This is a genomic window from Micromonospora sp. NPDC005707 (assembly GCF_040631005.1).
Lineage (GTDB): Bacteria > Actinomycetota > Actinomycetes > Mycobacteriales > Micromonosporaceae > Micromonospora.
This window is the reverse complement of record NZ_JBEXYR010000028.1, coordinates 24,084-38,460: the sequence shown is the minus strand read 5'-3', so window position 1 is coordinate 38,460 and position 14,377 is coordinate 24,084. Positions and strand designations below refer to the sequence as shown.

The 14,377-nt window shown below is 74.4% G+C and carries 10 protein-coding genes and 1 pseudogene; 8 read left to right on the top strand and 3 right to left on the bottom strand.

All coding sequences use genetic code 11. The features are described from left to right. Together ABZ452_RS31720 and ABZ452_RS31715 are read left to right on the top strand one after the other, a co-directional pair. Positions 1-569 (top strand): annotated as a pseudogene (locus ABZ452_RS31720) (transcription termination factor Rho); the annotation flags it as partial. A 139-nt stretch (positions 570-708) separates the two neighbouring features. Then, positions 709-4,152, top strand: coding sequence for a phosphodiester glycosidase family protein (locus ABZ452_RS31715; protein WP_357950915.1), 3,444 nt, complete (start codon positions 709-711; stop codon positions 4,150-4,152). A gap of 95 nt (positions 4,153-4,247) precedes the next feature. Here the strand turns inward: ABZ452_RS31715 and ABZ452_RS31710 are convergent, their stop codons facing one another. Further along, complete coding sequence (locus ABZ452_RS31710) at positions 4,248-5,144, bottom strand: AAA family ATPase (protein WP_357950912.1); 897 nt, start codon at positions 5,142-5,144, stop codon at positions 4,248-4,250. Positions 5,145-5,385: 241 nt separating this feature from the next. Here ABZ452_RS31710 and rpmE point away from each other — a divergent pair, with 241 nt between their 5' ends. Together rpmE and prfA are read left to right on the top strand one after the other, a co-directional pair. After that, a complete protein-coding gene (gene rpmE, locus ABZ452_RS31705; RefSeq protein ID WP_091262200.1) occupies positions 5,386-5,610 on the top strand; it encodes a 50S ribosomal protein L31 in 225 nt (74 codons plus the stop codon). Between the two features lie 111 nt (positions 5,611-5,721). Then, the gene (gene prfA, locus ABZ452_RS31700) at positions 5,722-6,810 is read left to right on the top strand and encodes a peptide chain release factor 1 (protein ID WP_357950910.1); all 1,089 of its coding nucleotides are present in this window, start codon (positions 5,722-5,724) and stop codon (positions 6,808-6,810) included. 22 nt (positions 6,811-6,832) lie between these two features. On the opposite strand, the gene ABZ452_RS31695 is transcribed toward prfA, so the two are convergent. Further along, positions 6,833-8,386 (bottom strand): GGDEF domain-containing protein, encoded by a 1,554-nt coding sequence (locus ABZ452_RS31695; RefSeq protein WP_357950907.1) that lies wholly within the window; start codon positions 8,384-8,386, stop codon positions 6,833-6,835. Between the two features lie 73 nt (positions 8,387-8,459). On the opposite strand from ABZ452_RS31695, the gene prmC reads away from it, so the two are divergent. From prmC to ABZ452_RS31675, 4 genes are all read left to right on the top strand, one after another. Beyond that, a complete protein-coding gene (gene prmC, locus ABZ452_RS31690; RefSeq protein WP_357950904.1) occupies positions 8,460-9,407 on the top strand; it encodes a peptide chain release factor N(5)-glutamine methyltransferase in 948 nt (315 codons plus the stop codon). Then, entirely contained in the window at positions 9,407-10,051 is a 645-nt protein-coding gene (locus ABZ452_RS31685) for an L-threonylcarbamoyladenylate synthase (RefSeq protein ID WP_355056294.1), read from the top strand. The genes prmC and ABZ452_RS31685 overlap by 1 nt, the downstream gene beginning before the upstream one ends. Beyond that, positions 10,052-10,663, top strand: a complete 612-nt coding sequence (locus tag ABZ452_RS31680; protein ID WP_357950901.1) for a phosphotyrosine protein phosphatase — start codon at positions 10,052-10,054, stop codon at positions 10,661-10,663. A gap of 112 nt (positions 10,664-10,775) precedes the next feature. After that, positions 10,776-12,887, top strand: coding sequence for a transglycosylase domain-containing protein (locus ABZ452_RS31675; protein ID WP_357950898.1), 2,112 nt, complete (start codon positions 10,776-10,778; stop codon positions 12,885-12,887). A gap of 8 nt (positions 12,888-12,895) precedes the next feature. Here the strand turns inward: ABZ452_RS31675 and ABZ452_RS31670 are convergent, their stop codons facing one another. Beyond that, positions 12,896-14,365, bottom strand: a complete 1,470-nt coding sequence (locus tag ABZ452_RS31670; protein ID WP_357950895.1) for an SDR family oxidoreductase — start codon at positions 14,363-14,365, stop codon at positions 12,896-12,898. Positions 14,366-14,377 lie beyond the last annotated feature (12 nt).

Below are 14,377 nucleotides of genomic sequence, written 5' to 3'. Positions count from 1 at the left end.
CGCCGCAGGACCACACCACGGTGGCGGAGCTGGCGATCGAGCGGGCGAAGCGCCTCGTCGAGCTGGGCCACGACGTGGTCGTGCTGCTCGACTCGGTGACCCGGCTCGGTCGGTCGTACAACCTGGCGGCGCCGGCCAGCGGCCGGATCATGTCGGGTGGTATCGACTCCACCGCGCTCTACCCGCCGAAGCGCTTCCTGGGCGCGGCGCGGAACATCGAGAACGGTGGCTCGCTGACCATCCTCGCGACGGCGCTGGTGGAGACCGGCTCGATGGCCGACACGGTCATCTTCGAGGAGTTCAAGGGCACCGGCAACGCCGAGCTGAAGCTGGACCGGAAGATCGCCGACAAGCGGGTCTTCCCGGCCATCGACATCAACCCCTCCGGCACCCGCAAGGAGGAGGTCCTGCTCGCGCCGGAGGAGCTGGCGATCATCCACAAGCTCCGCAAGGTGCTGCACTCGCTGGACTCGCAGGCGGCGCTCGACCTCCTGCTGGACCGGCTCAAGCAGTCCCGCACGAACATCGAGTTCCTGATGCAGATCGCGAAGTCCACCCCGGGCGAGTGACCTGAGGAGTTCGGGAGAGGGGCACGGCCTGCGGGCCGTGCCCCTCTTCGCGCGTACGGGCGGGGGAGCGGTGAAGTTTTTCTTCGGTTAAGCCGGAGGGTATTGAAACTTCTGTTCAGTCTCGGGTTGACTGTGGTCCATGCGAATCCGCAGTCGATCCGCCCGTCTCGCCGGCGTCCTGCTGCTGACGCCGCTGCTCACCCTCACCGCTCCGGTCCCGCCCGGCGTGGCGGCCGCGGCCGAGCCGCGTACCCCGGCCGAGGACGCGCCGGCCGCCTCCTCCCGTCCCGACTCCTCGGTCGCCCTCGCCGGCCGGTCCGGCGTGGAGCCGGCCGAGGGCCTGGAGACCGCGAAGACCACCCGTCCGGTCGCCCCCGGCCTCGACCTGACCTCCTTCGACCGCTACGACGCCGACGGCTGGCTGCGGGCCGACGCCCTCACGGCCGACCTCTCCGGGGGCGTCACCGTCGACTACGTCAACTCCGGCGCCGTCACCCGCGACGAGCCGCTGCGCGCGGCGGTGGACCGCTCCCGGGCGGTGGCCGCGGTCAACGGCGACTTCTTCGACATCAACGCCTCCGGCGCCGCCCAGGGCATCGGCATCCGCTCCGGCGAGCTGGTCCAGTCGCCGGTGGCCGGGCACACCAACGCCGCCGCGATCAGCGCCGAGGGGATCGGCCGGGTCGTCCAGGTCGGCTTCGATGGCACGGCGACCCTGCCCGGCGGGCCGGTGCCGCTGAGCCAGTTCAACAACATGGTGCAGCGCGACGGCGTGGGTATCTTCACCCCGCTCTGGGGGTCGTACACCCGGAAGCGTGCTGTCGAGGGCGCCGCGCGGGTGGTCGAGGTGACGGTGACCGGTGGCCGGGTCGCGACCGTGGCCACCACGGCGGGGGAGGGCCCGATCCCGGCCGGGACCACGGTGGTCCTCGGCCGCGAGGCCGGCGCCGACGCCCTCGCGGCGCTGCGCCCCGGCGACCCGGTCGACCTGACCTGGCGGCCGAAGGCCTCCGACGGGAGCAGCCCGCGCGCCGCGGTCGGCGGCGGCAGTGTGCTGGTCCGCGACGGCGTGGTGCAGACCATCGCCGACGCCAGCCTGGCCCCACGCACCTCGGTCGGCTTCTCCGCCGACGGCCGCCGGCTGATCATGCTGACCGTCGACGGCCGGCAGGTGGACAGCCGGGGCGTCACCCAGACCGAGATGGGCCGGATGATGGTCGAGCTGGGCGCGTGGAGCGCGCTCAACCTCGACGGCGGCGGCTCCTCCACCCTGCTGGCCCGGGAGCCGGGCGCGGCGGCGGTCCAGGTGGAGAACAGCCCCTCCGACGGCAGCGAACGGCCGGTGCCGAACGGCCTGGCCATCTACGCCCCGCAGGGCAGCGGCCGGCTCACCGGCTACTGGCTGGAGACCGCCAGCGACCCGACGGCCGCGCCGGGCGTCGCCCCGATCCGGGGCGGCCGCCCCGACCGGGTCTTCCCCGGCCTCACCCGCCGGCTCACCGCGGCGGGCTACGACGAGACGTACGGGCCGGCCGCCGGCGCGCCGCGCTGGCGGGCCAACCCGGCCGCACAGGGCACCGTGGACGACGGCGTGTTCCGGGCCGGCAAGGCCGGCCGCAGCACCGTGACCGCCTGGCGCGGATCGGCGCGCGGCACGCTCGACCTGACCGTGCTCGGCCCGCTGGAGCGGATCGACTCCACGGTGGACCGGCTCGGCCTCAACCAGGAGGGCGACACGGGCCTCTTCGGCGTGGTCGGCTACGACGCGGAGGGCAACACCGCGCCGATCGAACCGGCCGACCTGAAGCTGGAGTACGACCACGACCTGCTCGACGTCACCCCCACCGCCGACGGCAACCTCGCGGTGAAGGCGCTCGGTGACGGCTCCGCCCTGGTCACCGTGCGGGTCGGCGCGAAGACCACAGTGCTCCCGGTCACCGTCGGGCTCACCGACGTGCCGGTGGCCGGCTTCGACGACGCCGCCTCCTGGAAGTTCAGCCAGGCGCGGGCCAGCGGGGCGGTCGCCCCGGCCGAGGGGCACACCGGCACCGGCCTGAAGATGTCGTACGACTTCAGCCAGTCCACCGGCACCCGCGCCGCGTACGCGGACCCGCCGGCCTGGATCGACGTGCCCGGTCAGCCGCAGGCGTTCGGCATGTGGATCAAGGCCAACGGCACCGGCGAGTGGCCGAGCCTGCACCTGCACGACGCGCAGGACACCCAGTTCGTGCTCCGCGGCCCCTACCTGACCTGGACCGGCTGGCGGTACGTCGAGTTCACCGTCCCGCCCGGCGTGCAGTACCCGGTGCGGGTGCGCCGGTTCTACGTGGCCGAGACCGACCCGGCCAAGCAGTACAAGAGCGAGGTCGTCATCGACGACCTCGTGGCCCGGGTGCCCCCGACGGTGCAGGCGCCGGAGGAGCCGAACATCACCGACCGGGTGGTGCTGCGCGACGGCACGGTCGACGGTGCGCCCTGGCGCTTCGCCGTCATGTCCGACGCCCAGTTCGTGGCCGCGAACCCGCACAGCGACCTGGTCGCCCAGGCCCGCCGCACGCTCCGCGAGATCCGCGCGGCGAAGCCGGACTTCCTGGTCATCGACGGGGACTTCGTGGACACCGCCTACCCGGCGGACTTCGCGCTGGCCAAGCGGATCCTGGACGAGGAACTGGGCGGCGAGCTGCCCTACTACTACGTGCCGGGCAACCACGAGATCATGGGCGCCCCGATCGACAACTTCCGCGGCGTGTTCGGTGACACCTCGCGGGTCTTCGACCACGAGGGCACCCGCTTCGTCACCCTGAGCACGGCCACCGGATCGTTGCGCGGCGGCGGGTTCGACCAGGTCGAGCTGCTGAAGGAGACGCTCGACGCGGCGGCCACCGACCCGGCGGTCGGTTCGGTCACCGTGCTCTTCCACCACCCGCCCCGCGATCCCAGCCCGGCCAAGGCCAGCCAGCTCGGCGACCGGAAGGAGGCGGCCCTCGTGGAGCAGTGGCTGGCCGACTTCCAGCACCGCACCGGCAAGGGCGCGCTGATGGTCAACGGGCACGTGGGCACCTTCCACGCCGACCGGGTGGACGGCGTGCCGTACGTGATCAACGGCAACTCGGGCAAGGACCCGTCCACCCCGCCCCAGCTCGGCGGCTTCACCGGCTGGACCGAGTTCGGGGTCGACCCGGTGACCCGGCAGGAGGCGGAGCAGGCCCGCCGGGACCCGCTCGCCGAGGGGCCGCGCTGGATCTCGGCGGAGTTCCACGCCCACGTCGACCGGCTCGCCCTGGCCGCACCGGCCGAGGTCGCGGTCGGCGCCCCGGCCACCGTCACGGCCACGCTCACCCAGCCCGGTGGCCGTACGGTCCCGGTGGCCGCCCCGGTCAGCGCCGACTGGTCCGGCTCGCCGAACCTGCTCATCGGTGGCGCCGGCGGGGTGAAGCCCTGGCACGTGGCCCGGTTCGACCCGGCCACCGGACGGCTGACCGCGCTGCGTCCCGGCGGGCGGGTGCTGCTCGCGGTCACCGTCAACGGCGTCCGCGCCGAGGCGGCGGTGACCCTCACGGCGGCGGAGGCGCCCGCCGCCTGACCGGCCTGGGGCGCGGACGCAGCTTCCGCGCCCCGGGCCGGTGGTCCGCCGGCGGGCTCCTCGACCTGGGGGAGGGGCCCGCCGGCGGGCGCGGGTCAGAAGTCGCCCTCGGCGACCTGGAAGACCGTCAGGCCGAGCGACCGCCACATCCGGACCACCTGCTGCCGGTCGTCGAAGACCCCGATGACCCGGTACCGGTCCCGGATCTCCCGCTCGTAGATCTCCCGCTTGACCACGGCGTCCTTGCGGTGGTCGCCGACCGCTCGCAGGTGCAGTGCCAGGTAGGGCACCCGGACGTGCCGGGCCAGCCAGCTCTCCGTGTCGGCCCGGGCGGTGGCGTCCCGACCGGAGCAGAAGACGACCCCGTGCCCGGCCGCGTGCATGGCCCGGACCGCCGCGATCACCGCCTCGTTCGGCGCGTCCTCGCCGACCCGGGTCATGTCGTACGGGCTGCGCGACACGTTCAACGCCACCGTGCCGTCGATGTCGACAAGCACGATGTCCGGCCGTTCGGCGGCCTCCCGCTCGATTCGGGCCGGGCCGCCGGTGCGGGCGGTCGGCACGGGCAGCGGTAACGGGCGGTTCGCCAGGTAGCGCTCGTGCAGCCGGCGGATCGCGGCCTCGCCGACCCGGTCCACCTCGGGGCGCGCGGCGTCCCGGCGCAGGCACTCCTCCAGCGGGACGTCGGTGAAGTCGTGCACCTCGAACGCCGCGCCGTACCGGGCGGCCAGCTCGGCCCAGTCCCGCAGGGTGCGCGAGCGCAGGTTGGTGTCGTCGACGCAGACGCTCACCCGGCCCGCCAGCAGCGTCTCCACCTGGGCCCGCTGCGCCCGGGTGACCTGCCCCTCGGCCCACTGGGTGAAGAGCCGCTCACCGTGCATCATCCGGCGCAGGTCGTCCCGATTGACCCGGACCACGCCGGGCTGGAGCCGGCGCGCGAAGGTGGTCTTGCCGGAGGCGGGCAGCCCGCGGGTGGCGATCAGGCGGAACATCCCCGTACCTCCCGTTCATCCCGGTGCCGTCTCCACGAATGCCCGCATGGCGGGCGGGAATGCGTGGCGGGAGGTGAGCGTTGCGCATGCCGGACCTGGTGTGCGGCCCGCTCGACGGGTCGGCGGAAGCCCATGGCACACTGGTCAATCGGCCACCGGTTCCGGTTCACGCCCGAGCCCGTCGCGACGACGGGGAGCACGACGGCGACCCGGCGACCACCGACGAAAGGACCGAGGCGACATGAAGCCCAACATCCACCCGGAGTACGTGACCACCGAGGTCCGCTGCTCCTGCGGCAACACTTTCACGACCCGCAGCACCGCCAAGGGCGGTTCGATCAGCGTCGAGACCTGCAGCGCCTGCCACCCGTTCTACACGGGCAAGCAGCGCGTGCTGGACACCGCCGGTCGGGTCGCGAAGTTCCAGCAGAAGTACGCCAAGGTTCAGGCCAAGAAGGCCAAGTAGCTCCGTCGACGACGCCCGTGTCCGGCTCCGTGCCGGGCGCGGGCGTTCGTCCGTTTGTGTGCCCGTTTCCGCCCGTCTCTGTCCGGTCGTCGTCGAAGGAGCATCCGCAGCATGAGCAGTGAGCGCCTGGCCGCCCTCCTCGACGAGTACGCCGAGCTGGAGCAGCGGCTGGCCGACCCCGCCATCCACGCCGACCAGGGCGCCGCCCGGCGGGTCGGCCGGCGCTACGCGGAGCTGGTCCCGCTGCACAAGGCCGCGGGCGAGCTGGAGCAGGCCCGGGCCGACCTGGCCGCCGCCCGCGAGCTGGCCGCCGAGGACGCGGCCTTCGCCGCCGAGGCGGAGGAGATCGCGGCCTCCCTCCCGGCGCTGGAGGAGAGGCTGGCCGAGCTGCTCATCCCGCGCGACCCGCACGACGCCAAGGACGTCATCGTCGAGATCAAGGCCGGCGAGGGCGGCGAGGAGTCGGCGCTGTTCGCCGCCGACCTGCTGCGGATGTACACCCGCTACGCCGAGCGGCGCGGCTGGGTCACCGAGGTGATCGACGCGCAGGACTCCGACCTCGGCGGGGTCAAGGACGTCTCCCTGGCGATCAAGTCCAAGGGGGTGCCGGAGGGTGGCAACGGCGTCTGGTCCCGGCTCAAGTGGGAGGGCGGCGTGCACCGGGTGCAGCGCGTCCCGGTGACCGAGTCGCAGGGCCGGATCCACACCAGCGCGGCCGGCGTGCTGGTGCTGCCCGAGGCCGAGGACGTGGATGTCACCATCGACCCGAACGACCTGCGGATCGACGTGTTCCGCTCGTCCGGGCCGGGCGGCCAGTCGGTCAACACCACCGACTCGGCGGTCCGGATCACCCACGTGCCCACCGGCATCGTGGTGTCCTGCCAGAACGAGAAGTCGCAGCTGCAGAACCGCGAGCAGGCCATGCGCATCCTGCGGGCCCGGCTGCTCGCCGCAGCCCAGGAGCAGGCCGACGCGGCCGCCTCGGACGCCCGCAAGGCGCAGGTGCGCACCGTGGACCGGTCGGAGCGGATCCGCACCTACAACTTCCCGCAGAACCGGATCACCGACCACCGGATCGGCTACACGGCCTACAACCTCGACCTGGCGCTGGCCGGCGAGCTGGACGGGGTGCTCGACGCCCTGGGCGAGGCCGACCGCGCCGCCCGGCTGGCCGGCGAGACCGAGCTGACCCGGCGCTGACCCGCGGCCGGGGGCCCCGCGGTCAGGAGGCGCGCAGGCGGTCCTTGGCACGCAGCATCTCCCGGTCGGCCAGCTCGAACGCGGCGCCCAGCGCCTCCCGGACGCTCACCCCGGTGCCGCCGTCGACCTCGGCGAAGCCGATGCTCACCCCCACGGGGGTGCCCGGGACCAGCGACTCCCAGTCCTCGGTGTGCACGGCGGCCTGGATCCGCCGGGCCACCTCGGCGGCCTCCGCCATGCCGGTCTCCGGCAGCACCACGACGAACTCGTCCCCGCCGTAGCGGGACACGAAGTCGCCCCGCCGCATCACCCGGTTGATCACCCCGGCGATCCGTTGCAGCACCAGGTCACCGGAGTGGTGCCCGTGCCGGGTGTTGACCGCCTTGAAACCGTCGAGGTCGCAGACGCCGATCACCACCCGCTCGCCCCGGGCCACCACCGCGCCGATGTAGCGCTCCAGCCGGCGCCGGTTGGGCAGCCCGGTGAGCGGGTCGGTGAGGGCCTCGCCCTCGTAGCGCGCGGCCTCGCGGCGCATCTCCTCGTGGTCGATCCGGGCGGCGATGCCGTCGATGTAGACGTCCCGCAGCCGGTCGCTGCGCTGCGCGGCCAGCCGGAACGCGTGCCGGTCGGCCCGGTGTGCGGCGGCGTGGTCACCGGCCCGGGCGAGCGCGACGCTGCGTAGCCGGGGCGCCTCGGCGGCGCCCAGCGTCTCGTCGGAGACCTGGATGGTGTCCAGCCGGGTGACGGCCTCGATCGGCCGGCCCTCGGCCACGGCCAGGCAGACCTGGCCGAGCTGGCGCAGGTCGCGGGCGCGGGCGCTGTCCCCGCCGTGCCCGAGCAGCCGGGCCGGGTCGGCGTCCCCGCCGGAGTCCACCCGGTCGCCGAGTGCCGCCCGGCGGGCCGCGGCGTAGCCGTAGGCGGCCAGGCTGCTCGGCCGCAGGCTGCCGGCCCGCCCGGCGCGCAGGAACCGGGCCAGGTCGCCGGCCACGTCGCGGAGCACCCGCAGGCAGCCGTCGCTGTCGCCGTTGTGGTCCAGCGCCACCGCGTTGCGCAGCCGGATGCCGGGCGCGGCGAAGGTCTCCTCCGGGATGCCGGCGGTCAGCCCCACCTGCCGCGCGCGTTCGATCGCGCCGAGCGCGTGGCCGTGGAAGCTCAGGTAGGAGTAGGCCATGGCCAGGTCGTGCCAGCCCCAGGCGGTGTCCCGGTCCGGGTCGTCGTCGGCGCCCAGCGCCCGGGCGGCCCGGACCAGGTGGCTGACGCAGCGGTCCAGTGCGCCCTGGTGGTGCGCGGCGAGCGCGGCGAGGGCGTTGAGGTGCCCGTGCAGGTAGGGCTCGGCCAGGTCCCGGACGGCGGCGGAGGCGTCCTCGATGGCCCGGGTGAACTCCGCTGTCCGACCGAGATTGATCAGCGCGGAGAGGCGCTGCACCAGGGCGTCGGCGCGCGCGCACGGGTCGTCGGTGGTGCGGATGACCCGGTCCAGCAGCGCGCACGCCTCCGCCGAGCGGCTGACCTCCTGCAACGCCCGGGCGCGCCGGAGGGCGTCAACCTGGTCCTCGACCCGGTCGAGCCAGCCCACTCGCGACCTCCTGTCGGTGTGCTCCCGGACGCACCCGCTCGTGAGGTGACCCGCGACGCTTCATGATTATGTCGTGACCTCCCTCCCGCAACACCCGTCCGAAGGGTCAGAACGCGAGCGCCCCTCACTGGTGGTCGCCCGGGCGGCCCGGGCTCTCGCCGCGGCGGGCGTCGAGGCGGCCCGCGCCGAGGCCGAGCAGCTGGCCGCGTACGTGCTGGACGTGCCGCGCGGGCGGCTGGCGCTGGCCGACGGGTTCACCCCGGCGCAGCGCGACCGCCTCGACACGCTTGTCGACCGGCGGAGGGCCCGGGAGCCCCTCCAGCACCTCACCGGCGTCGCCGGCTTCCGCCACCTGGAGCTGGCGGTCGGCCCGGGGGTCTTCGTGCCCCGCCCGGAGACCGAACTGCTCGCCGGCTGGGGGATCGAGCAGGCGGGCCGGTCGGCCGCTCCGCTGGTCGTCGACCTGTGCAGCGGCTCCGGCGCGATCGCCCTGGCGGTCGCCCAGGAGCTGCCGTCGGCGCGGGTGGTGGCCGTGGAGCGGTCCCCGGCCGCGCTGGACTGGCTGCGCCGCAACGCCGCCGAGCGGGCCGCGGCCGGGGACCGGCCGATCGAGGTGGTGGCCGCCGACGTCACCGACCCGGCGCTCCTCGCCGACCTGGTGGGCCGGGTCGACGTGCTGCTCTGCAACCCGCCGTACGTGCCCCGGTCGGTGGTGGTGCCGCCGGAGGTGGCCGGCCACGATCCGGACGAGGCGGTGTTCGGCGGCGCGGACGGGCTGGACGTGATCCGCCCGGTGGTGGTGCGGGCCGCCGCGCTGCTGCGCCCCGGCGGCGTGCTCGGCGTCGAGCACGACGACACCCACGCCACGGCGGTGCCCGCGCTGCTCGCCGCCGACGGACGCTACGAGCGGGTCGAGGAGCACCGCGACCTGGTCGGGCGGCCCCGGTTCGCGACAGCGTCCCGCCGGGCGGACGGCCAGCACGCCGGCGTCGCCCCGGCGTGGCAGACTGGCTCCTCGTGATGCTCTACGACTGTCGGTCGCCGGCAGACCGGGACCGCGGCATCGAGGCGGCCATCGAGGCGGTCAAGAACGGGGAACTCGTCGTCCTGCCGACCGACACGGTCTACGGCGTCGGCGCCGACGCGTTCACCCCGTACGCGGTGAAGGCCCTCGCGGACGCCAAGGGTGGCGCCCGGCAGGCGCCGCCCGTGCTGATCGGTTCCCGGCACACCCTCGACGGCCTGGTCTTCTCGCTGCCCCGCTCGGCCCGCGAGCTGGTCGAGGCGTTCTGGCCGGGCGCGCTGACCATCGTGGTGGAGCACTCGCCGAGCCTGGCCTGGGACCTGGGCGACTCCAGCGGCACGGTGGCGGTGCGGATGCCGCTGCACCCGGTCGCGCTGGAGGTGCTGCGGGAGACCGGCCCGATGGCGGTGGCTTCGGCCAACAAGGTCGGCCAGCCCGCCGCCCTCACCGCCGAGGAGGCCCGCGACCAGCTCGGCTACGGCGTGCGCGCCTACCTGGAGGCCGGCCCGGCGCTCGACCCGGTGCCGAGCACCATCGTCGACCTGACCGGCGAGGTGCCCCGGGTGCTGCGCCAGGGCGCGGTGACGCTGGAGAAGCTGCGCGACGTGGTGCCGGACATCCTCGACGAGCGGGGGGTCTGAGTGCCCCCGTTCACCGTGCTGCACGTCTGCATGGGCAACATCTGCCGGTCCCCGATGGCCGAGCGCCTGCTGGTGCTCGCCGTCCGGGAGCGGTTGGGCCGGCTCGGCGTCGACCCGGCCCGCTCCGACGAGCTGGTGCACAGCCACAGCGCCGGCACCGGCGGCTGGCACGCCGGCGAGGAGATGAACCCGCCGGCGGCCCGGCAGGTGACCTCGCGCGGCGGCGCGGTGGACGGGTTCGCCGCCCGCCGGCTCCGCTCCGACCTCATCGACGCCGCCGACCTGGTCCTCACGGCCACCGCCGACCAGCACGAGTACGTGGTGGCGCTGCGACCGGACGCCGCCGGGCGCACCTTCGTGCTGGGCGAGTTCGGCCGGCTGCTCGGCGCGCTGGACCGGGCCGGGCTGCCGCCGGTGGAGGCCACCCCCGACGCGGTGTACGCCCGCGGCGTGGCGCTGGTGGCGGCGGCGGACGCCGCCCGGCAGGGCAGCGCCGCGCTGCCCACCGACGACCTCGACGACCCGTGGGGTCGCGGCGACCAGTGCTTCAGCCGGGTGGCCGACGAGATCGAGGAGACCGTCCAGCCGCTGGCCGCCGCACTGCTTCCCTGAGGTTCATCCTTTCTCGCGAACTTCCTGCGCGTTTCGCCGAAGATGGCGGCGAAACTGCCGAATCCGGTCATTCTGGACGGGTCCGTACGGCCGGCTCCTGCGGGGAGAGCTGATGAACCGGGCCCAACTCGACAAGTTGTTCACCGTCCTGCTCGCCGGCGTACTCGCCGGACTGGTCCTGGCCGCCGCCGCGCTGCCGGCCGCGCTGGTCTTCGGGCTCGGCTTCAAGAACCTGATGCCCTACGCCGCGCTGCCGGAGTCGCTGAAGACGCCCGAGCCGGCCCAACGTTCCAACCTCTACGCCAGCGACGGCCGCACGCTGATCACCTCGTTCTACACCGAGGACCGGGTGGACGTGCCGGTCGGCGAGGTGGCGCCGGTGATGCGCCAGGCCATCGTGGCCGCCGAGGACGTGCGGTTCTACGAACACCACGGCGTCGACGTGCGTGGCGTGGCGCGGGCCTTCACGGCCAACCGGCGGGAGGGCACCCGGCAGGGCGCCTCCACGCTGACCATGCAGTACGTGCGGAACGCGCTGGCCGGCGACCCCCGGCTCACCGAGGAGCAGCGGGCCAAGGCCACCGAGATCAGCCTCGGCCGCAAGATCCGCGAGATGCGGTACGCGCTGGCCCTGGAACGCCGGATCAGCAAGGACGAGATCCTCGGGCGCTACCTGAACATCGCCTACTTCGGCGCCGGGGCGTACGGCATCGCGGCGGCCAGCAAGCGCTACTTCTCCACCACACCGGACAAGCTCACGCTGGCCCAGTCGGCGCTGCTCGCCGGCCTGGTCCGGTCGCCCGACACCGACGACCCGATCAACGGCGACGCCGACTCGGCGCTGGGCCGCCGGGCGTACGTGCTGGACCGGATGGTGGCGACCGGCCAGGTGGCCGAGGCGGACGCCGCCCGGGCCAGGGCCGAGCAGCTCAACCTCAAGCCCAGCGCCACCCCGAACGACTGCACCGCGGTGCCCGCCGGGCACAACGACTGGGGCTTCTTCTGCGACTGGTTCACCCAGTGGTGGAACGCCCAACCCGCCTTCGGCAAGACGGCGGACGAGCGGCAGCGCACGCTGCGCCGGGGCGGCTGGTCGATCGTCTCCTCGCTCGACGCGGACGTGCAGGCCAAGGCCACCGAGCAGGTGCTGCGGATCTATCCGAACACCAACCAGCGGGCCGCGCCGACCGCGGTGGTGCAGCCGGGCACCGGCCGGGTGCTGGCCATGACGGTGAACCGCAACTACAGCGTGGCCCCGAACCCGACCGCCGGGCAGAACTACCCGAACACGGTCAACCAGCTGGTCGCCGGCGGCGCGGGCATCGAGGGCTACCAGGCCGGCTCGACCTTCAAGCTCTTCGCGGTGCTGGCCGCGTTGGAGTCCGGGCTGCCGCTGAACACCGAGTTCGACGCTCCCAGCGTGTTCGTCACGAAGTACCCGATCGACGGCGGCCCGGCGAGCTGCGGCGGCCACTGGTGCCCGGAGAACGCCAACCCGCCCTGGATGGACGGCGACCGCACCATGTGGGACGCGTTCGGTCGTTCGGTGAACACCTACTTCGCCTGGCTGACCGAGCGGGTCGGTGCGGACCGGGTGGTGGAGATGGCCGAGCGGCTGGGCATCGTGTTCCGCTCGCCGGAGGACGCCAAGCTGGCCCGGGACGGCGCGAAGAACTGGGGGCCGTTCACCCTCGGGGTCTCCTCGACCACCCCGCTCGACCTGGCCAACGCGTACGCCACGGTGGCCGCCGAGGGGACCTGGTGCCGGCCCACCCCGATCACCTCGATCAGCGACCCGACCGGGCGGAAGGTGGCCGCCGGCAACCCGGACTGCCGGCAGGTGCTCGACACCGAGGTGGCCCGGGCGGCGGCGGACGCGGCCCGCTGCCCGGTCGGCGACCAGTCGATGTACCGCCGCTGCTCCGGCGGCACCGCCGAGGAGCTGGCCCCCGGCCTGCACCGCCCGCTGGCCGGCAAGACCGGCAGCTCCGAGCGGAACGCCACGGAGACCGTTGTCGCCTTCACGCCGCAGCTCTCCGTGGCGACCATCGCCGCCAACCCGGACAACCCCCGGGACGCCGTCGGCGGGGGGGTCCAGGTCCGCCAGATCGAGGCCGTGGGCCGCCTCCTCGCGTGGGCCCTGCGGGACCAGCCGGTCCTGGACTTCGTCCCGCCGAGCCAGACGGTGGCCTTCGAGCGCACCAGCCCGCGCACCGGCAACTGACCCCTGGGTCAGCGGGGGCCGGTGCGCTCGGCGCCGCGAGCGATGTTGCGGGCCATGCCGCCGAAGACGATGGCGTGGAACGGGGCGACCGAGGTCCAGTAGAGGTGGCCGGGGAGGCCGTGGGGAAGGAAGACGGCGCGCTGGACGTAGCGGCTGCCGCCGTCGCCGGACGGCTGGACGCGCATCTCCAGCCAGGCGCGGCCGGGCAGCCGCATCTCGGCACGCAGCCGCAGCAGCTCGCCGGGGACGATCTCCTCGACCCGCCAGAAGTCCAGCGCCTCGCCCACCTGGAGGTGGTGCGGGTCCCGCCGGCCCCGGCGCAGCCCCACCCCGCCGACCAGCCGGTCCAGCCAGCCCCGCACCGACCAGGCCAGCGGGAACGAGTACCAGCCGTGCTCGCCGCCGACCCCCTCGACGACCCGCCACAGGGCCGCCGCCGGGGCGCCCACCGCCCGTTCCCGCACGTCGGTGTACGCCGTCCCGCCGGACCACTGGGGATCGGTGGGCAGCGGCTCGGCCGGCGCGTCCGGCCCGCTCGCGGTCGACCACCGGGTCTCGACCTGGCCGTCGCGGACCTTCGCCAGCGCCAGAGCCACCGCCTCGTCGAAACCGGTCAGCCCGCCGGGCGGGTCCGGCACGTACCGGGCGATGTCGTGCTCGGTGGCGACCGCCTCGTGGACCAGGCTCTCCACGAGCGGCCGGGCGATCGCGTTGGGCACCGGCGTCACCCAGCCGACCCAGTGCGAGGAGAGCGACGGGGTCAGCGGCCGCACCGGCAGGATGACCCGCCGGCGCAGCCCGGCGACCCGGGCGTACCGCTGCATCATGTCCTGGAAGGTGAGCACCTCCGGGCCGCCGATGTCGAAGGCCCGGTTCACCTCGGGCGGCAGTTCGGCGCAGCCGACCAGGTAGCGCAGCACGTCGCGGACGGCGATCGGCTGGATCCGGTTGCGCACCCAACGCGGCGTGACCATGCCCGGCAGCCGCTCGGTCAGATAGCGCAGCATCTCGAACGAGGCCGAACCGGAACCGATGATCACGGCGGCCCGCAGCACCACCGCCGGCACCCCGCTGGCCAGCAGGATCCGGCCGACCTCCGCGCGGGACCGCAGGTGCGCCGACGGGACGTTCCGGTCCGCCGCCGGTTCCGGCCCGCCGAGGTAGACGATCCGGCGTACGCCGGCGGCGCGGGCCGCGGCGGCGAAGTTCTCCGCCGCCTCGCGGTCGGCCGCCTCGAAGCCGCGCTGGCCGAGCGAGTGGACCAGGTAGTACGCCACGTCCACGCCCTCGAACGCGGCCGGCAGCGTCTCCGGTTTCCGCAGGTCGCCCTCGGCGATCTCGGCCCGGGACGCCCACGGCACGTCGCGCAGCCGCCCCGCCTTCCGGGCCAGGCAGCGGACGGTGTGCCCGTCGGCCAGCAGCCGGGGCGCGAGGCGTCCACCGATGTACCCCGTGGCGCCGGTGACGAGGCATCTCACAGCTCCCAGTCT